General features: G+C 67.8%; 14 protein-coding genes. 7 read left to right on the forward strand and 7 right to left on the reverse strand.

The window, feature by feature from the left end; all coding sequences use genetic code 11:
* Positions 1-5: 5 nt before the first annotated feature.
* Positions 6-2099, forward strand: a complete 2094-nt coding sequence (locus CAL29_RS11780; RefSeq protein WP_094853218.1) for an acetate--CoA ligase family protein — start codon at positions 6-8, stop codon at positions 2097-2099.
* A complete protein-coding gene (locus tag CAL29_RS11785; RefSeq protein ID WP_094853219.1) occupies positions 2096-3142 on the forward strand; it encodes a lactonase family protein in 1047 nt (348 codons plus the stop codon). The genes CAL29_RS11780 and CAL29_RS11785 overlap by 4 nt, the downstream gene beginning before the upstream one ends.
* Positions 3143-3275: 133 nt before the next feature.
* Here CAL29_RS11785 and CAL29_RS11790 read toward each other — a convergent pair whose 3' ends face one another.
* The gene (locus CAL29_RS11790) at positions 3276-4214 is read right to left on the reverse strand and encodes a LysR family transcriptional regulator (protein ID WP_256977392.1); all 939 of its coding nucleotides are present in this window, start codon (positions 4212-4214) and stop codon (positions 3276-3278) included.
* Positions 4215-4375: 161 nt separating this feature from the next.
* Between CAL29_RS11790 and CAL29_RS11795 the strand changes: the two genes are divergently transcribed.
* From CAL29_RS11795 to CAL29_RS11805, 3 genes are read left to right on the forward strand one after another with little or no spacing between them, the layout of a single operon-like run.
* The gene (locus CAL29_RS11795) at positions 4376-5674 is read left to right on the forward strand and encodes an aminotransferase class I/II-fold pyridoxal phosphate-dependent enzyme (RefSeq protein WP_256977393.1); all 1299 of its coding nucleotides are present in this window, start codon (positions 4376-4378) and stop codon (positions 5672-5674) included.
* A complete protein-coding gene (locus tag CAL29_RS11800; protein WP_094853222.1) occupies positions 5675-6682 on the forward strand; it encodes a glutamate cyclase domain-containing protein in 1008 nt (335 codons plus the stop codon).
* A complete protein-coding gene (locus CAL29_RS11805; protein ID WP_256977394.1) occupies positions 6591-7706 on the forward strand; it encodes a Bug family tripartite tricarboxylate transporter substrate binding protein in 1116 nt (371 codons plus the stop codon). Before CAL29_RS11800 ends, CAL29_RS11805 begins: the two co-directional genes overlap by 92 nt.
* 56 nt (positions 7707-7762) lie before the next feature.
* Here CAL29_RS11805 and CAL29_RS11810 read toward each other — a convergent pair whose 3' ends face one another.
* From CAL29_RS11810 to CAL29_RS11820, 3 genes are read right to left on the reverse strand one after another with little or no spacing between them, the layout of a single operon-like run.
* Positions 7763-8719, reverse strand: a complete 957-nt coding sequence (locus CAL29_RS11810; protein WP_094853223.1) for a tripartite tricarboxylate transporter substrate binding protein — start codon at positions 8717-8719, stop codon at positions 7763-7765.
* A gap of 43 nt (positions 8720-8762) precedes the next feature.
* Positions 8763-10136 carry an MmgE/PrpD family protein gene (locus CAL29_RS11815; protein ID WP_094853224.1) on the reverse strand — a complete coding sequence of 458 codons (1374 nt, stop codon included), beginning with the start codon at positions 10134-10136 and terminating at the stop codon, positions 8763-8765.
* 3 nt (positions 10137-10139) lie between these two features.
* Complete coding sequence (locus tag CAL29_RS11820; protein WP_094853225.1) at positions 10140-11507, reverse strand: MmgE/PrpD family protein; 1368 nt, start codon at positions 11505-11507, stop codon at positions 10140-10142.
* A 209-nt stretch (positions 11508-11716) separates the two neighbouring features.
* Between CAL29_RS11820 and CAL29_RS11825 the strand changes: the two genes are divergently transcribed.
* Positions 11717-13015 carry an ATP-binding protein gene (locus tag CAL29_RS11825; RefSeq protein WP_094853226.1) on the forward strand — a complete coding sequence of 433 codons (1299 nt, stop codon included), beginning with the start codon at positions 11717-11719 and terminating at the stop codon, positions 13013-13015.
* 64 nt (positions 13016-13079) lie between these two features.
* Here CAL29_RS11825 and CAL29_RS11830 read toward each other — a convergent pair whose 3' ends face one another.
* The 3 genes from CAL29_RS11830 to CAL29_RS11840 are packed head-to-tail and all read right to left on the reverse strand — an operon-like array spanning position 13080 to position 17588.
* A complete protein-coding gene (locus tag CAL29_RS11830; protein ID WP_094853227.1) occupies positions 13080-14255 on the reverse strand; it encodes an FAD-dependent monooxygenase in 1176 nt (391 codons plus the stop codon).
* Positions 14252-15505: an MFS transporter gene (locus CAL29_RS11835; RefSeq protein ID WP_143277657.1), complete on the reverse strand. Its 1254-nt coding sequence runs from the start codon at positions 15503-15505 to the stop codon at positions 14252-14254. The genes CAL29_RS11830 and CAL29_RS11835 overlap by 4 nt, the downstream gene beginning before the upstream one ends.
* On the reverse strand, positions 15495-17588 hold the full coding sequence (locus tag CAL29_RS11840) for a TonB-dependent receptor (protein WP_094853229.1): 2094 nt from the start codon (positions 17586-17588) through the stop codon (positions 15495-15497). The genes CAL29_RS11835 and CAL29_RS11840 overlap by 11 nt, the downstream gene beginning before the upstream one ends.
* A gap of 120 nt (positions 17589-17708) precedes the next feature.
* On the opposite strand from CAL29_RS11840, the gene CAL29_RS11845 reads away from it, so the two are divergent.
* On the forward strand, positions 17709-18659 hold the full coding sequence (locus tag CAL29_RS11845) for a helix-turn-helix transcriptional regulator (RefSeq protein WP_256977395.1): 951 nt from the start codon (positions 17709-17711) through the stop codon (positions 18657-18659).
* Positions 18660-18719 lie beyond the last annotated feature (60 nt).

Consider the following 18719-nt stretch of genomic DNA (forward strand, 5'->3'; position numbering starts at 1 on the left):
CCCGCATGAACGCCATTTCCCGCCTCGTCCAGCCCCGCAGCGTGGCCGTCATCGGCGCGTCCGCCGACGGCCGGAAGACCGCCGGCCGTCCCGTGGCCTACCTGCGCAAGCACGGCTTCAGCGGCGACATCTATCCCGTCAACCCGCGCGTCGACGATATCGACGGGCTGCGGTGCTATCCCGACATCGCCTCCTTGCCCGCGGTGCCCGACGTGGGCATCGTGCTCCTGGGTGCCGAGCGCGCGGATCTTGCCGTGCGCGAACTGGCCGAACGCGGCGTCGCGGCGGCCATCGTCCTGGCAAGCGGCTATAGCGAAACAGGCGAGGAGGGCGCGCGCCGGCAGGCCCGGCTCGTCGAAGCGGCCGGCGGCATGCGCATCCTGGGGCCCAACACCATCGGGCTGGTGAACCTGACCGACAACATCGTCCTGTCGGCCAGCGGCGCGCTGGAGATGGATCGCTTCCCCGTGGGCTCCATCGGCGTGGTCTCGCAAAGCGGCGGCATACTCGGCGCGCTGCTGTCGCGCGCGGCGCCGCGCGGCATCGGCCTGTCCAAGCTGATTTCCACCAGCAACGAGGTCGACCTGGACCTGGCCGACTTCGTCGACTACCTGGCCGACGACGACGCCACCAAGGTGATCGCGCTCTACATCGAAGCCGTGCGCAACCCGGAGAAATTCCGCGCCGCGGCGCTGAAGGCGGCGCGCGCGGGCAAGCCCGTGGTGGCGTTCAAGATCGGCCGCTCCGAAGCCGGCGCGAAAGCCGCCGTGTCCCACACCGGCGCCCTGGCCGGCGCCGACCGCATGTACGACGCGCTGTTCCGGCAGGTCGGCGTCATTCGCGCCCAGACCTTCGGCGACCTGCTCGACATCCCGGCCGCGCTGGCCACGGGCCGCGTGCTGCGCGGCAACCGGGTCGCCATCCTCACTTCCACGGGCGGCGCCGGCACGCTGGTGTCGGACAGCCTGGGCGTGTCCGGCTTCGACACGCCGGCGCCCGACCCCGACACCGCCGCGCGGCTGCGCGCCTTGCAGACGGGCGATCACGCCGCGCTGGACCGCAACCCCATCGACGTGACGCTGGCGGGCCTGCAGCCGGACCTGCTGCGCGGCGCCATCCGCGCGCTGCTGGCCAGCCCCAGCTACGACGCGCTGACCATCATCGTCGGCTCCTCCAGCCTGGCCATGCCCGAGCTGATGGCCGGCGCCATCCAGGATTGCCTGCCGGAAAGCGACAAGCCGGTGATCGCCTTCGTCAGCCCCCACGCGCCGTCCGTGGCGGCCCTGCTGACGCAACGCGGCGTGCCCGCCTTCGCGGCCGCCGAGAGTTGCACCGTGGCCCTGGCCGGCATGCTGCACCATGCGCGCTGGAAGGCGCCCGAGCCATCGGCGCCGGCCGCGCCCGTCGACGTTGCCGGCCTGCCGGCGGGGGCGCTGGACGAAGCCCAGGCCAAGCAGTTGTTCGCCCGCTTCGGCGTGCCCTGCGCGGGAGAGACCGTGGTGGCGAGCCCGGCCGAGGCCGAACAGGCGGCGCGCGCCTTGGGCGGACGGGTCGTCCTCAAGATCCTGTCGAACGAAATCACGCACAAGAGCGACGTGGGCGGCGTGGCCGTCGGCCTCGCGCCCGAGCAGATCGGCGCGCGCCTGGCGGCCATGAAGGACGAGGTCCAGGCCAGGACCGGCATCGCGCCGCGGCGTTTCCTGGTGCAGGAGATGGTGGCCGGCGGCACGGAAGTGATCGTCGGCATGCATCGGGATCCGCTGGGGACGGCCATCCTGGTGGGCATGGGCGGCATCGCGGCCGAATTGTTCAAGGACACCGCGATGCGCCTGTTGCCCGGCGACGGCGGCGGCCTCGGGCGCGAACAGGCGCTGGAGATGGTGCGCGAGCTCAAGAGCTGGCCGCTGCTGGACGGCTTCCGCGGGCGGCCCAAGGGCGACGTGGAGGCGCTGGTCTCGGCCATCGTGGCGTTCTCGCGGATGACGGCGCAATTGGGCGATCGCCTGATCGAAGCCGAAATCAATCCGCTCTTCGTGCTGCCGGCGGGGCAGGGCGTGCGGGCCGCGGACGGCGTGGCCGTGCTGGGAGCGGCCGCATGAAGCCCGACGATGCCTTCCTCGTGCACGTCTCGGCGTCCGAGAGCAGGGAGATCCACGCATTCCTGCTGGACCCGCGAACGGGCAGCCTCGATCTGGTCGAAGCGATCGACGTGCCGGGCACGGGCGCGCCCACGCGCGGCAACATTCCGCTGGCGTGGTCCCGGGACCGCAGGACGCTGTATGCCCAGGTGCGCGTCGACCCGTTTCCACTGTCCGCCTTTCGTCTCGATCCCGCTACCCATACGCTGCGGCTGATCGACACCTGCGACCTGCCCGCGCCGATGGCGTATCTGGCGCCCACGCTGGACGGCCGCTTCCTGCTCGGCGCGTCCTACGACGGCGCGATGCTGACCGTCAACCGCATCGAAGCGGACGGCCGCATCGCCTTGCCCTGCGCGCAGACGATTCCGACGCCGCCGAAGGCGCACTGCATCCTCGAAGCGCCTTTCGGCGGCGTGGTCTACGCCACGTCGGTCGACGGCAATGCCATCCTGGCTTACCGCCTGGATGAGGCCAGCGGGCGGCTGGAGGCGGCCGAGCCGGCGGCGACGGCGATGCGGCCGGGCTCGGGGCCCCGCCACCTGGTTTTCCATCGGGCGCTGGACCGGCTGTACTGCGTCAACGAGCACGCGGGTTCGCTGGCCGCCTACCGCGTCGACCGGGCCTCCGGCGCGCTGGAGGAATTGCAGTGGGAATCGCTGGTGCCCCCGGATTTCTCCGGCAATGCCTTGGGCGCCGACATCCATGTCGCGCCGGACGGCGCCTTCCTCTACGCCAGCGTGCGCAAGACGCATGCGATCGCGGCGTTCCGCATCGATCCCGCGACGGGCTTGCTGTCGCGCGCCGGCGTCTTCGAGGTCGAAGCCTATCCCCGCGGTTTCGCCATCGACCCGAACGGGCGATTCCTGCTGTGCGCGGGGGTGCAGAGCAACCACGTCGGCGTCTACGCCATCGACCCGGGCACGGGAGGCCTGACGGCGCTGGGGCGTTATCCCGCGGGCAAGCGGCCGAGCTGGATCGAGATCGTGCCGGTGCACGCATAGTTTCCCCTTCCCGCGGCGTCTCGGCAATCGAGAACGCTGGCGCGGGGAACAGGAATGATGCCGTTCGAACGTTTGGGCCGCGGCCTGAAGCTGACCGTCGCGGGCCGCAGGACTTGTGGCCCGGTCCGAGCGGCTATTCGATCCGGATCGACTCCGATTGCTGCCAACGCGTCGCCGCCTCCTTCAACGCTTGGAAGGTTGCCTTGACCGCGGGCCGCTCCAGCGCATGGGGAAGCATCGCGACCCGGATTTTCCGGTGTATCGGCGGTTGCAGGCCGACCATCTTCATGCCGTCCAGGTGCTCGGTCCACCCCAGCCCCATCTTGGGAAGGACGGTAATCATGCCCATTTCCCTGACGAACTCTATCGTCGCGGTCGTATTGCTGCAGTTGCAGACTTCGTTGGGCGTGAAGCCGGCCGCCTGGCAAGCCCGGATCAGGTGGGCACGGTAAGCGGGCGCGGCCTGGTTGATGACCCAGCGCTCGGCGCTCAATTCCTGAAGGCGGACGCTCTTGCGGTTCGCCAGCGGATGCGTGCTCGCGACAATCAACATGAATCGGTCCTCGCCCAGGTGGGCGAACTCGAGCGGGCGGGCCGGGCGCATGATGTCGGCCCACTCGTCGATGACCGCGAGATCGATTTCCCGGGCGGCGACCGCTCTCAGGCCCGCATTCGATTCGGTTTCATTGAAGGTCAGCGAAATATGCGGGTACTGGTTCCGTAGCTGCCTGAATGCCTGCGGCGCCAGGCCCGTGGCGAGCGATCCGAAGGCGGACACCCGGACTTCGCCGGCAATCACGTCGCTGCCGGCTTCGAGATCGGTCTCGATCTGTTCCACGAGCTTGAAGACCTCGGCCGCCCGCATTGCCAGCCGCTCGCCCGCCGGCGTCAGCGTGACCCCTTGCGAAGATCGCTCCAGCAAGGGCTCTCTTATTTCCTGCTCGAGCAATGCCAGTTGTTGGGAGATCGCGGGCCGGGTCAGGCTCATCGATCTTGCAACGGCGGTAATCGATCCAAGCGCCGCCAGTTCATGCAGCAGGCGCAGGCGATGAAGATTGAGCATTCCGGTCATTCCTGACGCAGTCCCGGTTTTCGTGGGGCAGATAAACACCGTAATTTTAACTTACGGGGCTAGTCAGGAAATCTGTCGTTTTAAATTTCGACCTGGTCCCGTAAATTTTTGCCCAATACCGAGATACCCCAATACCCCCAATACATCCGGAAATGGCAAAAATGGCTATCGATAAAAGCGACAAGGTCCACACGGACCGTTATGGAAATCCCATAGACCGTACCGTTGGCTATGCACGGGGAAAAATCCTCAGATCGAGCGTGGAAGAGCGGCTGCGCCTGGTTCACGGGCAGCGGGTGGCGACGCAGCGGCTGGCTGAGCGGGGAAGCAAGTCGATAGGGATCTTCACCGGCAATCTGCGTGCTTTTCCCATGCAGGCCGAGCGCATGCCTGTCGTCTGCGATGAGTGGACCGGCCCGGGGTTGGTCGACGAGGCTTTTCAGGAAGCCGGCGTAAAACACCTGGGCGGATCGCGTCCGCTGCATTCCGCCGCGCTCTTCAACCGCACCAGCGGCGGGCTCATCGCGGCGATTGGCGCGCTTTGCGCGGGCCGGCCCGTGGTCAGCGCGGTGCCCGCCGGCAGCAAGTCGCACGCGTCCGTGTCCCGGGGCTGCTATGCCGCGCGCGTGGACCTGATCGAATGCGACACGGCCGCGGCGTTCGACGATGCCGTCGATGCGCAAAAGCCGGCGCTGGTCCTGGTCACGACGGTCTCGAGCAATCTCGACCGCATGCCGGAGGCGACCATCGCCGCGATGGTGCGGGCCGCCGCGCGGGCGGGCGCGATCAGCCTGATCGACGACGCGTACGGCGCGCGTATCCGTCCGATCCTGCATGGCGGCGAGCATGGGCTGCGCTTAGGCGCCGATCTGGTCATCACGAATTGCGATAAGGCCGGGATGATAGGTCCGCGCGCCGGCCTGCTGGTGGGGGTCGATGCGCATGTTCAACGCGTCGCGGCCAAGGCCGCCGAATTCGGCAGCGAGGCGCGCGCGCCCATCGTTGCCGCGGTGACCGAGTCGCTCGAAATGTTCGCTCCCGCATGGCTACAGGAGGAATCCGACATGGGGAAGGAACTGACCGGGTTGTTCGAACAGAAGTTCGGCGCTGAACGCGTCCAGCGCAGTGACCTGGGACCCATCATCGTCGAGGACGAGTTGTTCGCCATGGCATTGGAACGCGCCGGGATCACGCCGGCCGGCACCGGTCTCGTTCCCGCCGAAGCGACTTCCGCGCTGGGCGTCATTCTGTTGCGCGATCACGGCGTGTTGACGACGAACACCCATGGCCAGCCAGGCGCCAAGGTCTCGCTGCGCCTGCGTCCCACGCCCGACGGTATCGGGTGGCTGGGCAGCCTTTCCGCGGTGGTCGACGCCCTTGACGCGTCCCTGGATACGCTGGCCCCGTTGATGGGGAATACGGCGGCCATTTCACGCCTGATCATCGGCAAGGAAATCTAAATGAATAAAGCATTAGCTGTCGCGGCGCTCGATCGGCGACTGGACCTGCTCAGCAATATCGACGTCGGCGGACGCGGCGTGGAAGCACTGCTCGAGGCCTCCCGCGCCGCGCTTTCCGGCGCCTCTCCCGTCGGCGCCGCCGCCGACCTGTTGGCCGGCCTGCCTCGCGGCGCCACGGTGCTCTATACGACGGGTTCCGTCTCGCGCGCCTGGATTTCGCCGCGCGTCGGCGAAAACGACGGTCCCGCGGGGACGGCGGCGCTTGCGCGCGCCTTGACCCTGGGCCTGGGGACCCACAACGTCGTGGTCTGCGAGGAGACCTTGGTCGACGGCCTGGCGGCCATATTCACGACGGCGGGCTTTTCCGTGCTTTCCTTCGACGAAGCGAAAAAGGCCAGCCAGGACGGCAGCCTGGCAACGGTTTCCTTCGAGCCCTTCACCGTGAACACGCATGACGCGGAGCGGGAAGCGGAAGCCTTGCTGGCGCGCATCGAACCGGATCTGCTCATCTCGGCGGAGCGCGTCGGCCGCGCTCGTGACGGCGTCTACTACAGCATGCGCGCGATTGACTATGGACAAGGCCGCGCCCGAATCGACCACATCTTCGATCTGGCCAACGCCAGGGGTATTCCGACGCTATGCGTAGGCGATGGCGGCAATGAAATCGGCATGGGCCTGATCGCCGATGCGGTGGCGAGGAACGTCAAGCATGGCGAGAAGATCGGCGCGGTTTCCTCCTGCGGCGTGCTCGTGACCGCCGCATGCAGCAACTGGGGATGCACCGCCATTGCCGCCGCACTGGCCGCGCGCCTGGGCAATGCGGCGCTGCTGCATACGCCCGCGCGCGAGGAGCATCTATTGCGCCGAGGAGTGGACGTCGGCCTGATCAACTCGGTCGACAATTGTGTCGATGCGAATGTCGACGGCATCCCCGCCGTTACGCATTTGGCGCTGGTCCAGCTTATGGAAACCATCGCCGGGCGTTTCATCGCTCAAAACGCTGCCTGAATCCTATCCAGGGAAAATCATGTTCATGTCGAAATTCCGCGCCCGCCCCGGGCTGGGCCAATTGGCAAAGTGCCTGCTTCTGGCCGTGTGCTCGGTCTCCCCGGGTTTGGCGGCCGCCGCCCCATGGCCCGATCATCCCATTACCCTCGTCATTCCATTCGCGCCGGGTGGCTCGGCCGACGGCCTTGGCCGCATCCTGGCGGACAAGATGGGGCAGAAGCTCAACCAGAGCATCATCGTTGAAAACCGGCCCGGCGCGGCCACCACCATCGCCAGCAGTTTCGTCGCGCGAGCCAAGCCCGATGGCTATACGCTATACATCGGGATGATGAATCTTCATGGCATGGACAAGGTGCTCTATCCCGGCGTGACCTACGACGGCATCAAGAGCTTTACGCATATCAACAAGCTGGTCAGTTTTCCGATGGTGGTCGTCACCCGGAACGACAGTCCCTTGAAGAACTTCACGGACCTGATCGCCAAGGCCAAACAGGAGCCCGGGCGCGTTACGCATGGCAGCGCGGGCGTCGGTTCTTCGAATCACCTTGCGGCCGTGGAATTCATGCGTGCCGCCGGGGTGAAACTGTTGAACGTTCCCTACAAGGGAGGCAATCCGGCCGCCATGGCGACGATCGCGGGTGACGTGGACATCAGTTTCGCGACGCCGCCGACGGTGATGCCGCTGGTATCCGCCGGGCGTATCAAGGCGCTGGGCCTGACGTCGGCGCAGCCGTCGCCCTTGTTCCCGGGCATTCCTTCCGCGGCCCAGGCAGGCTTGCCGGGATATGACTTCCAGGTGTGGCACGGCCTGTATGGACCGGCGGGCATGGACCCCGCGATAGTCGAACGCTTGTACGAAGTGTCAACGGCAGTCTTGAAAGACCCCGAGGTCACGGAAAAACTGCGCGCACTTGGCATGACCGCCGAACCCTCCGCTTCCGTCGACGAGTTCAACAAGTTCGTCCGCGTGGTGGCCAAGGAAACCGCAGGGCTGGCCGCGGCGGCAAAGGCCGACGAGCAATAGACATGCCGTATCGATCGATATAGGGCGGAAACCCGGGGCGGGGCTGCGTTCCCGCGTCAATCGGCGGTCTTCAACTGAGGCAGTTTCTCCACCAGCTTTTTCCAGCGCTCGATGTCCGCTTTCATCAGCGCGCTGAACTGCTCGGGCGTCGAGCCGCCGGGCTCGATGCCGACGGTGGCGAGCTTGTTGCGGATCTCCGGTTCCTCTATCGCCTCGTTGATGCGCTTGTTGAGCGTGGCGACGACGGCGGGCGGCGTGCCGGCCGGCACGACCACGCCGTACCAGATGCCCGTGTCCCAGCCGGGAAAGCCCGACTCGGCCATGGTGGGCACGTTCGGGAACCTGGCCAGGCGGCTCTTGCCCGTGGTGGCGATGGCCCGCAGCTTGCCCGCCTCGACCTGCGGCGCGACGGCCACCACGCCCAGGAACAGCATGTCGACCTCCTTGCCCATCACCGCCGTGACGGCCGGAACGCCGCCGCGGTAGGGCACGTGCAGGATGTCGACGCCGGCCGATTGCTTGAGCATTTCCGGCTCCAGTTGCGAGAGGGTGCCGGGACCGGAGGAGCCGAAGGTCAGCTTGCCGGGCCGCTTCTTCGCGGCGGCGAGCAGGTCGGCCACGGACTTGATGGGGGATTCGCCATTGACCACCAGCAGGTCCGGCGTGGAGCCGATCAAAGACACCGTGGCGAAGTCGGCGATGGGGTCGAACGGCAGGTTGGCGCGCACGGCGGCGTTGACGGTGTGGCTGGTGGTGATCAACCCGATCGTGTAGCCGTCGGCCGGCGCCTTGGCGACGTAGTCGGACGCCAGCATGGTGCCGGCGCCGGCGCGGTTCTCCGGCACCACCGCCTTGCCCAGCATCGCGGACAGGCGCGTGGCGAGGATGCGGCCGGCCGAGTCCACGCCGCCGCCGGGCGCCGCGGGAATGATCATGCGGATGGGCTTGTTCGGGTAGTCCTGCGCGGCGGCGAGGCAGGCCACGGCAAGAAGCAAAGGACGAAACATTTTCATGGCGTCTCCTGGGTCGTTATCGGCCGCGGGGCGGCTCGTTTTTTTATTGCCGGCCGATACGGGCAAGCAGGTCCAGCACCGGCGTCCACGAAGGCAGGGTTTCCAGCCGCTCGACCTGTTCGATCAGGCTGGCCGCCTCCTCCGCGGCCAGTCCGCCGGTGACCAGGCAATCGCGCACCTTGTCGTGGCGCTGCGCGCGGCTCATCGGCCGTTCCGGGCAGCCGGGGAAGCGGTCGCAGCGCTCGATCAGCTCCGTGCCGTCGGCCAGCTTCACGGTCACCCGCGTCCACATCGCGTCCAGCGTCTGCGGGATCTCGCGGTTGTGGACCAGACGCACCCGCGGCAGCAGACGCTGGACGGGTTCGCTGAACGCGGTGTCGCCGTCGAAGGTGGCGATGACGACTTCCTCCTGGCTCAGGCCCACCGCCGCGGCGTACTCGTAGCTGAACTTGCCGTCCAGGCCGGAGACCGGCTTGGGCCGCGACAGCGTGGTGCGGTAGACGGGCGGCTCGACGATCACTTCCGCCACCGCGTCCAGGCTGAATTTCGGGTTGTCGCGCATCTGCCGGCAGGCCTCGATGACCCACTGCATGTAGATCTCGGCGGGGTAGCGCTTGATCGTGAAGCCCGGCCGGACGATGGCGTAGTCCTCCAGGCCGTCCAGCACCTCCGTGGGACGGAAACGCTCGTCGAAGAAGGTCTCGAAGTGGCCGCCGGGCATTTCCAGGATGCGCGGGTTGCCGGACATTCCGCGGGCGGCCAGCAGGGCCGATTCGACGCCCGAGCGCGCCGCGTTGCCGGGGTGCGTGGGCTTGGCCATGCTGCCGTTGTTGGCGAACAGGCCGCCGGTGCGCGATGCGGCCAGGCCGATGGCGCCCGCCACCTGGTCGGCCGACAGGCCCAGTATCACCGAGCATGCCGCCACCGCGCCCAGCGGGCCGACGACGCCCGGCGGGTGAAAGCCGCGGAAGCTGCTGTCGCGGGCGGCGGTGCGCACCCGTTGCTGGATCTGCCAGCCGACGACGAAGGCCAGGACGGCCCGCTCGGGGGCCACGGCATAGCGTTCGGAAAGCGCCAGCACCCCGGGCAGGATGGAGGAGGTGCCGTGCGCGGGCGGCATGCCTTGCACTTCGAAGTCCAGCGCGTGCAGCGATATGCCGTTCAACAGGGCCGCGGTCGCGGGGCTGGCGGGGACCGCTGTGCCGATCACGGTGCAGGGGCCGGAGGGGTCGTCGCCCAGCGCGGCGCGGGCGATGCCGGGCGCGGGCTCGCGGCTGCCCGCCGCCAGGCAGCCCAGGCCGTCGAGTATCGCCACCTTGGCGGCCTCCACGGCCTCGGGCGGCAGGGTCTTGAAGTCGGCCTCGGCGATGTAGGCCGCGAGGCCGCGCGTAACCGGAAGGTCGTGGTCGTAGGGCATCGCTTACTCGGTGGCCAGTTGCTCGAACACCTGGGCGCAGTCGCGGCTATCGGCGATGGCCCAGGCTTGGTCGAAAACCTTGTCCGTGTCCGCGCCCAGCGCCGGCTGCACCAGATGCCGGAACTTGATCCTGATGTCCTCGCGGTTCATGGGATTCCGGTAGGTGCCCTTGGGATTGGCGGCGTGCACCTTCCGCGTGGTGCCGTCGGCCAGTTTCACCGTCGCGCGGATCTGGATGATGCCGGGCCATTCGGCCTCGATCTGCTCGTCGACCGCCACCGAGATCTTCTGCATCATCTGGCGCACCTTCGGACTGGACAGCGCCTCGTCGGTGTAGGCGGCCAGCGTCACGTCGCCCTCCAGCAGCGCGACCGCGACGACGTAGGGCAGGCTATGGTCGGCGGTCTCGCGCGTCGTGGGCGCCCACTTGGCCGGCTCGCTGCCGGATTCGTGCCGCAGGAAGCGCGAGGTATGCAACACCACCTCTTGTACTTCATCGAGGTCCAGTCCTTCGCGCAGCTTCAGGGCGGCCCAGATCCCGATCTGGCAGTTGGCCGTCGCCGGAAAATACTTCAGGCCCGAGCGCAGCACGGCCCACTCGCCGAACGGTTCCAGGTTCATCGGGCCGGCCTTGCCCTCCATGACCTCGATGAAGCCATGCCGTCCTTCGAAGGGATCCGAGGGACCCGTCAGGCCGTTCTCGGCGAGCTGGCAGGCGAAGACAGCCTGCCGGGTGCTTACGGCCGTGGCCACGCCCTTGTAATGGGACAGTTCGCCGGAACGGCTGGCCCGCAGCGGCAGTCCGTTGGTCGCGGCCAGGGAGACGGCGGTGCGGATGCGGTCGCGATCGTAGCCGAGCATGTGCGCGATGCCGGCGGCCGCCCCGATCGCCACGGCGAAGCCCTGGTCGATCGAAAGGTAGTCGACCAGCGCGCCATGGTCCTTGCGGTAGGACCGGTGCCGCAGCGAGATACGGTGGAAAATCTCGTAGGACACGGCGATGCCGCTCAGCAGGGTGCGGCCGGGCAGGTGGCGGGCGCCGGCCACCGCGATGAGCGCGCCCAGGATGTCGCTGGGGTGGCCGCCGGTGAAGGTGTCGTTGTAGTCGAGGTAACGGATCATCGACGTGTTCCAGAACGCCGCCATGCCCAGCGTGGCGACGGCGGTGCTGCCGATGACCGTGCCGCCCGCGTCGCGGGGCAGGTCGGGAACGGCCGCCGCCGCGCGCGCGCCGGGGCAGTCCCGCGACGCCATCGCGCAGGCGAGGGTATCCACCAGGACGCCGGTGACGTGCTCGATCACGTCGGCGGGAAGATCCTCGGGCCGCACGCTGGCGGTGAAGTCGGTGATTTGCTCAAGTGCCTGGTCCATCGTGTCTGTGTCCTCTGCGTTCCTTCGGTGCGCGAGCCTGGCGTCGCATGCCCGTTGTCGTTATGCCCCGCGTCGCGGGTTGCTGATCTGGTTTCGTAGAATAGAGTCGCGTTCGTCTCCCCGTCACCGGCAGATTTCCATTTAGTGGAAATTTAGAGGCTTTCGGGGCACGCAGGTGTTGAACGAATCGACTCAAACGGTAGGGCTTGATGTACTTCACCAAGATCAGACTTGAAAACTTTGGTCCATTCGCCGGCGCGGAATTTCATTTCGAGCCTCGCGCGGTCAACCGGTTTGTCGGGAACAATGGCGCGGGAAAAACGCAGATGGCGGGTGCGATTCTCGCCTCCATCGTTGGGAAACCCGCCATCTCGATCACGGAGGGCGGCGCCAGTCCATCCGTGGTGGAAGTAACGATGGAAGACGGCGCAAGCGTCGAGACGGCAAATCTATGGATCGCCGAAGACGTTCGGGGCAAGCCGGATGTGGCGAAAACGACGGGGCCGCTGGCTCTCCGGGTTCTCGCAACGTTGTCCGAGCCGGAAGGCCAACGCCTATTGCTTGGCGATGAGCGGCCTGGCGATATCGATTCGCTATATCCCGGGGATGTGGAGCAAGTCATCCTCGCAACAATCAAGGACGAGCCGCTATGGGGGGAACTTCGACAAAAGGGCGTGTTTGAGCGGAGCGTCGGTTCCACGGGGGAAAGTTCGGTACGAGCATTGATGTGGCAACTCGTCGTTCGACGGCGTGCTCAATTCAAATTGCCACTTATCGTTGACGGTTGGGCCAGGTTTTGGTCGCAAGACTTGCTGCCTCTGGTTTACCGATTGCTCCGGGAGATCGCCAAGGACTCACAGGTAATTGTGTTAGGCACCCACGGCGCAGGCTACGGAGATGATCCTGTCCAGATCATTTCAGCAAATCGAAGCGGACGTTCCCTGGTCGCATACGATCAACGGTTCCAGACACGCACGCCCAACCCGCGACAGCCCCATCGATCAAAATGGATCAGGGGAACGAAATACCCTGCACAGGAAAGTCGAGCGTGCGAGTTCAAGGAAGTGAAAGGCACGAATCCCCTCGGCGCGATCAAGGGCGCCGTTGACCAGTACGTAGTGGCTTTCCTGAATGCTGGGCTCTCACAAGAGGGCGCAATTTTCTGGGGAATCCGTGACGAAGATCGTTCCATCGTCGGCGTTCGCCTTCTTCCGCAGGAGTGTGACGAACTCCGGCGCATCGTCACAGAGCGCTTGCATCAGATCGTCCCTCCGATTGCTCCAACAGCCTACCGGATCGATCTCCATCCGGTGAGAGACCGGGAAACGCCGATCGACGACATGTATGTCGTTGAAGTTCGTGTTCCATCGGTCAGGCGCACATTGCTTTTTGCGACTGGTGGACAGGAGGTATACGTCAAGACGGATGCGGGTAAGAGGAAGCTGTCTCCGCTGGAGCTTCAACAAGAGCTGATTCGGCGGCTGGGCATCGATCCCCATCCGGCTTGAATGAGCCGGTGGGCATAGGGTAGGGTTGGCCGTGCAGTTGCTTTACGGGGCGGCGCTTCGTAGCCTAGGCCAACGCCGCCGCGGCTTCCAGCTCGGACTTCAGCCCGCTGAGGAAATAGCGGCGCAGCAGCATGCGCGGCAGGGCGCGCATGGCGGCGTTGCGCAGCGCGAAGCTCCACGCCGCGGCAGGCACGTAGACGGGCGCGAGCTTGCGGCTGCGTTGTTGCAGGCGCTGGACGATGGGGCGCAGTCTCCTGTCGTGCGCGAGCAGGGCCTGGCTGACGGGCTGCCGGCCCAGTTCCTGGGCCAGCACGGCGGCCGAGGCCATGGCCATGCCGGCGCCCTGGCCGGAGATGAGCGACAGGCCGTGCGCGGCGTCGCCCAGCAGCACGATGCGGCCGCGATGCCAGGTCGGCATGTCTATCATGGCCAGGTCGTCCAGGGCGATCGGCGCATCGGCGGGCAGGTGGCGCAGGATGCGCATGGCTTCCGGATGGGTGCGCGCCGCGACTTCCGCGACGAGCGCATGGCGCGCGGCCGACGGCACGGCGCCATGTTCGTGGCTGCGCCAGACATGCAGGGCCGCCAGCCGGCCGCCCCCCAGCCCGTGGTACTCGACCTGTTGTCCGACGGCGGCGTAGGACACGAAGTCATGGCTCAGGCCGATGGCGTCCTCGACGTCGTAGGCAGCGTAGCGGTAGCCCAGTTGCTCAACGCGGCGCGCGCCGTCGTCGGCCCCGAACACCTGTTCGCGCAACGCCGAATGCACGCCGTCGGCGCCCACCAGCAGGTCGGCGCGCAGCATCCGCCCATCGGACAGGGTGACGTCGACGCCCAGGCTGTCGGCCCGACAGGCGGCGACGGTCATGCCCAGCCGCATGTCGCAGCGGTCGCGCACGACGTCGTACAGGACGCTTACCAGGTCGGTGCGCTTGAGCGTGATCCATTCGATTTGCTTGAGCAGTTCGCGGTAGCGGATACGCATCAGTTCGCGGCCGCGCCGGTCGCGGTAGACGTTTTCGCCGATCTCGCGCTCGACGGCGCGCAGCGCCGGCACCAGTCCCATGCGGCGGGCGGTATAGAGGCCCGGGCCCGACAGCCCCATCATGTAGCCGCCGTCCCGCAGATGCGTGGCGCGTTCGGCCAGGACGACGCGCCAGCCGGCTTGCGACAGCCACCAGGCGCTGGACAGGCCGGCCACGCCGGCGCCGGCGATCACTGCCAGGGGAGAAGGATTCATACCGTGTCTCGTGCGGAGTTGGAAAGATCGTCCGGCGCCGTTCGCGCGTGCATGCGGCGACCCAGACGCGGAATCAGGATGCAGGCGCCGAGCGCCAGCGCCGCGGCCATGCCGAAGCTGGCCCCGTAGCCGTAGCGGGCCGCCAGGAGGCTGGCCGCCAGTCCGCCCGCGGCGGCGGTGGCGGCGTCGGCGCATTGGAACAGGGTGAAATCGACGCCTGCCTGCAAGGGCGATGCATGTCCCATCAGATAGGCGTAGAGCGCGACGAAGCCCGCGGCGGCGGCCGCGTTCTTGAGCAGCGCGCCCGCCATCAGCCAGTCCGGCGCGGCGCCCGCGACGACGGCCAGCCAGAACGCGAGCAAGGAGACGGCCTGCAAGGCGACGGTGACGGCCAAGGCGCGTTGCGGGCCATGGCGCTGGACCACGCAGGCGCCCAGTGCCGTGCCGGCCAGGCCCGTCGCGACGCCGCCCGCGCCGTTGAGCCAGCCGATGGCCGACAAGGCCACGCCGCGATCGACCAGCAAGGGGCCCGTCATGCCATAGGCCAGGCGCGAACCGATCTGGAAGACCACCGTCATCAGCAGGCCCTGGCGTACGGCAACTCGCCGCCAGGCCGCGGCCAGCGAGGGTCGATGACTGGAGGGAAGGGCGCGCGGGCCTTCCCTGGCGGCCGCGAAGGGCAGGGCGCACAGGACGACCAGTCCCGCCATGCTCGCCGCCGCCGTGCCCCAGCCGCGCGCATCGGCCAGCAGGACGAACAGCCCCGCGCCGGCGAACATGCCCAGGTAGCTGCCTCCCACTTGCCGCGCGTTGCCCCAGCCGCGCCTGGCCGGCGGCAACTGGTCGACGGCATAGCCGTCGCAGGCCACGTCGATGCTGGCCGCAAGCAGGGCGAGCATGGTGAGCAGGCCCAGCAGCCACGGCATCGGCAGCCGCTCGGTCGCGCCCAGGGCCAGCAGGAGCGCCGCCATCAGCAACTGGCCCGGCACGACGATGCGCCGGCTGCGCCGCGCCGTCGAGCCGGCGGGAAGCCGCACGCGTTCGAGCGCCGGCGCCCACAGGAATTTGAGCGCCCAGGGAAGGATCGCCAGCGACATCAGGCCGATCTGCTCCAGCGGACGGCCCGCCGCGCGCAGGGCGGCGGGGATGGCCTGCAGGGTGATGCCGCCCACGATGCCCTGGGCGGTATAGACGCCGCCCATGGCCAGCAGCGCGAACGCCGTTCGCCCGCGCAAGGGATCAGTATTCATAGGCGACGTTGACCCCTACCGTGCGGCCGGCGTCCACCTGGGCGTAGTTGCCCAGCGCGCCGCCCGCGAAGGCGTAGGTGCGATAGCGCCTGTCGGTCAGGTTGTTGACATAGGCCGTCACCTCGATGCGGTCGCGCGGCCGCCATGCCAGGCCGAGGTCCACCAGGGTGTAGGCGTCCTGGCGCAGCGTGTTGCCGACGTCGAAGTATTGGGAGCCGACGCGGCGCACGGCTAGCATGGGGCGCAGCTCGCCCGCCGCCGTGCCGAAATGACCCTCGACGCGCGCCGTGAGCAGGTAGGCGGGTGAGAACGGCACGCGGTTGTCGTCGCAGCCGGCGCAGACGCCGGCGTCCAGCGCGCGGAATCTGGCGTGCGTGTACGTGCCTTCCAGGCCCAGCGTCCATTGCCGCGTCACGTCCCACGCCGCGTCGAATTCGACGCCGGTCGCGCGCGTCTTGCCCACGTTCTGTAGATGCTGGTATCCGATCTGGTCGCTGACGTAGAGCTGGGCGTCATGGATGTCGGTGCGGAAGACCGCCGCGCCCACTCGCACGGCGTCGCCGGCGTAGCGGGCGCCGAGTTCGTAGCTGACGGATTTTTCCTTGCCGTACGCTTCCGCGTCGGCCGCGCTGGAAGGGGCGAGGTTGTAGCCGCCGGGCTTGTATCCCTGCGCGACGTTGGCGTAGACGCGCCAGGCCTGGGTGAGCTGGTATCCCGCCGCCAGGCGACCCAGCACGGTATTGCCGCGGGTGTGGCCGCTGCCGCCGAAGGCGTCGTAGCCGAAGGTGGAGAAATTCAGCGCGCTGCCGTCGTAGTGGATGTCGGCCTTGTCGCGGGAGTAGCGCAGGCCGGCCGACAGGTCCAGGGCCTCGGTGGCGTGCCAGGTCACGTCGCCGAAGGCGGCGAGCGATTCGGATTCGTTGCGCGACCCGGTCGTCAGCGCGTTGGCGCTGAGCGGCACGTAGAGGTCGTTGACGTAGTCGCGCGACTGGACGACCCGCTGGCGGTACAGCCCCAGCGTCGTGTCGACCGTGTGCTTGCCGGTCGTCGCCAGGCGCAGTTCCTGGACCTGTTGGCGCCAGCGTTCGGGCTGTTGCGAGTAATAGGGGCCGATGGGGTAGTCGCGGTCGAAATGCAGCCGCTGCCATGCCGCCATCGCCGACAGGCGCCAACCGCCGAAATCGTAGCGGCCCGTCAGCGCCTGGCTGGTGCCGCAACGACGCTGGCGGAAGTCGCTGCGGTCGGCCGGAATGCCGGGCATGATCACCGCTTCCCTGCTGTGGACGTCATCGAACGGAACGTAGGCATCCTGGCTTGCGCGCGTGCACTCGCCCGACACGGAGAGCCCCAGTTCCCAGGGGCGGCCCGCCGGCGCCAGGCGCAGCCGGGCCGAGCCGGCATTGGTGCTGCTGCCGCCGACGCCATCGGCGCCGGTGACCGGGTCGCGCAGGCGGCCCGGCGCGTCGCCCACGATGCCGGAAACCGAGCCGTAGAGCAGGCCCGGCACCAGCGGCCCGCTCGCGCCGGCCTTGAATTGATAGCCTTCGCGGCTGAATACGCCCGCGCTGGCGCGGAAGCGCGGCGTGTCGTCGGGTTGGCGCGAAATGATGTTGAGCACGCCGCCTTCGGCGCTCTTGCCGTATAACGTGCCTTGCGGGCCCTTGAGCAGTTCCACGCGATCCACGTCGACGAGTTGCTGCGCCGCGAACGTCGGAAGCTGCGGGACGCCGTCCACGTAGACGGTGATGGCCGGGTTGTAGAAGTCCTGGGCAGAGGTGATGCCGCGCACCGATATGACCGGGAACAGCAGGGAGCCGCTTTCCGAGAACTGGACGCCGGGCAGCACGCGGCCCAGTTGCATCGTGTTTTCGACCTGGTTGTCGCGCAGCGTTTCGGCCGGCACGACGTAGGCCGCGCCGTCGACGCTGTCCAGGGCCTGGTCCCGCTTGGATGCCGTGACGACCACGGCGGGCAACTGCGCCGTTGGCGTCTCGTTTGCAGGGTCGGCCGCCAGCGCGGCGGCCGGGAGCGTGAGCGCCGCCAGGGATGCCAGGGGGAAATATCGGACGAGAGGGGGTCGCATGCGCATCGCCGGGCACCGCCAGGGTTATGTTAATTAATGAGAATCATTTATATTAAAGATCGGCGCCCGGCCCGTTGACTAACGGTATCGGGGCCTGAATTGACGTTTTCGGAGTCAAATTTGTCCACCGCCGCTCCCATGCCACCCGACGAGGCTCGCCTGCACGGGCATCATTTGCTGCCCGACGTGGTGTTGCCCGGCGCCTGGGCCGGGCTGGCGCAGTTCGAGGATTTCGACGACGACATCACGCTCACCGCGTGGCGGGGCAGGGCCACCGAAGCGCTCGACGTGCAGGCCGAGGGGCCGCCGATGTTCTGCATCGCGGTGTTCCTGGAAGGCCGGGCCAGCATGGCCATCGACGGCGGACCGCCGTTGCTCGCCGAGCCCGGCATGGCCGTGATCCAGACCGGCGAGCGGCGCGTGCGGGGCAGCTTCCGGATGGCGGGCGGGCAGGACGTGCAACTGGTGGATATTCGCTATACGCCCGCGGGCTTGTTGCGCGCCGGAGGCCAGCCCCTGGTCGCGTTGCAGGGCGATTTCCTGCAGGACCGCAGCGTGCCGGCGGCCGGTTCGCTATTGGCGGGTTTCCCGGCGCCCGCGGCGCTGCTGCGCACGGCGCGCGACATCCTGGCCTGCCCCTACCGGAATCGCACGGTGCGCCAGTTGTACCTGCGCGCCAAGGCGCTCGAAGCGCTGGCCGTGGTGTTGCAGGCGGTGCAGCAAGCCGGCGATGCGCCGGTCGGCGCGCGGGAACGCCGCCTGTTGTTGCAGGCCCGCCGCCTGATCGACGAGCGCTACGGCGAGGATTGGACCGTGGAACGCTTGGCCCGCGCGGTGGGCCTGACCGAGAAGAAACTCAAGGCGGGTTTCCGCGCGCTGGCCGGCCATACCGTGCATGCCTATTTGCGCGAAGTGCGGTTGCAGGCGGCGGCCTGCATGCTGGACGAAGGGCATAGCGCCACCGAGGCTGCATTGGCCGTCGGGTATTCGAATCTCAGCCACTTCAGCAAGAGTTTTCGCGAGGTCAATGGAATGGGGCCTCGGCATTGGGCGAGGCGGCGGGAAGGGTGAAGGTTGAGGCGGGCTGCCCTGGGGTTCTGATGCCTTGATGCTCTGACTCTCTGACGTTCT

Source organism: Bordetella genomosp. 10, assembly GCF_002261225.1.
Taxonomy (GTDB): Bacteria; Pseudomonadota; Gammaproteobacteria; order Burkholderiales; family Burkholderiaceae_B; genus Bordetella_C.

Bases quoted from the DNA above. Each gene is read 5' to 3' on its own strand.
- CAL29_RS11780 (WP_094853218.1), top strand. From the start codon at position 6: ATGAACGCCATTTCCCGCCTCGTCCAGCCCCGCAGCGTGGCCGTCATC.
- CAL29_RS11785 (WP_094853219.1), top strand. From the start codon at position 2,096: ATGAAGCCCGACGATGCCTTCCTCGTGCACGTCTCGGCGTCCGAGAGC.
- CAL29_RS11790 (WP_256977392.1), bottom strand. From the start codon at position 4,214: ATGACCGGAATGCTCAATCTTCATCGCCTGCGCCTGCTGCATGAACTG.
- CAL29_RS11795 (WP_256977393.1), top strand. From the start codon at position 4,376: ATGGCTATCGATAAAAGCGACAAGGTCCACACGGACCGTTATGGAAAT.
- CAL29_RS11800 (WP_094853222.1), top strand. From the start codon at position 5,675: ATGAATAAAGCATTAGCTGTCGCGGCGCTCGATCGGCGACTGGACCTG.
- CAL29_RS11805 (WP_256977394.1), top strand. From the start codon at position 6,591: ATGTCGACGGCATCCCCGCCGTTACGCATTTGGCGCTGGTCCAGCTTA.
- CAL29_RS11810 (WP_094853223.1), bottom strand. From the start codon at position 8,719: ATGAAAATGTTTCGTCCTTTGCTTCTTGCCGTGGCCTGCCTCGCCGCC.
- CAL29_RS11815 (WP_094853224.1), bottom strand. From the start codon at position 10,136: ATGCCCTACGACCACGACCTTCCGGTTACGCGCGGCCTCGCGGCCTAC.
- CAL29_RS11820 (WP_094853225.1), bottom strand. From the start codon at position 11,507: ATGGACCAGGCACTTGAGCAAATCACCGACTTCACCGCCAGCGTGCGG.
- CAL29_RS11825 (WP_094853226.1), top strand. From the start codon at position 11,717: ATGTACTTCACCAAGATCAGACTTGAAAACTTTGGTCCATTCGCCGGC.
- CAL29_RS11830 (WP_094853227.1), bottom strand. From the start codon at position 14,255: ATGAATCCTTCTCCCCTGGCAGTGATCGCCGGCGCCGGCGTGGCCGGC.
- CAL29_RS11835 (WP_143277657.1), bottom strand. From the start codon at position 15,505: ATGAATACTGATCCCTTGCGCGGGCGAACGGCGTTCGCGCTGCTGGCC.
- CAL29_RS11840 (WP_094853229.1), bottom strand. From the start codon at position 17,588: ATGCGACCCCCTCTCGTCCGATATTTCCCCCTGGCATCCCTGGCGGCG.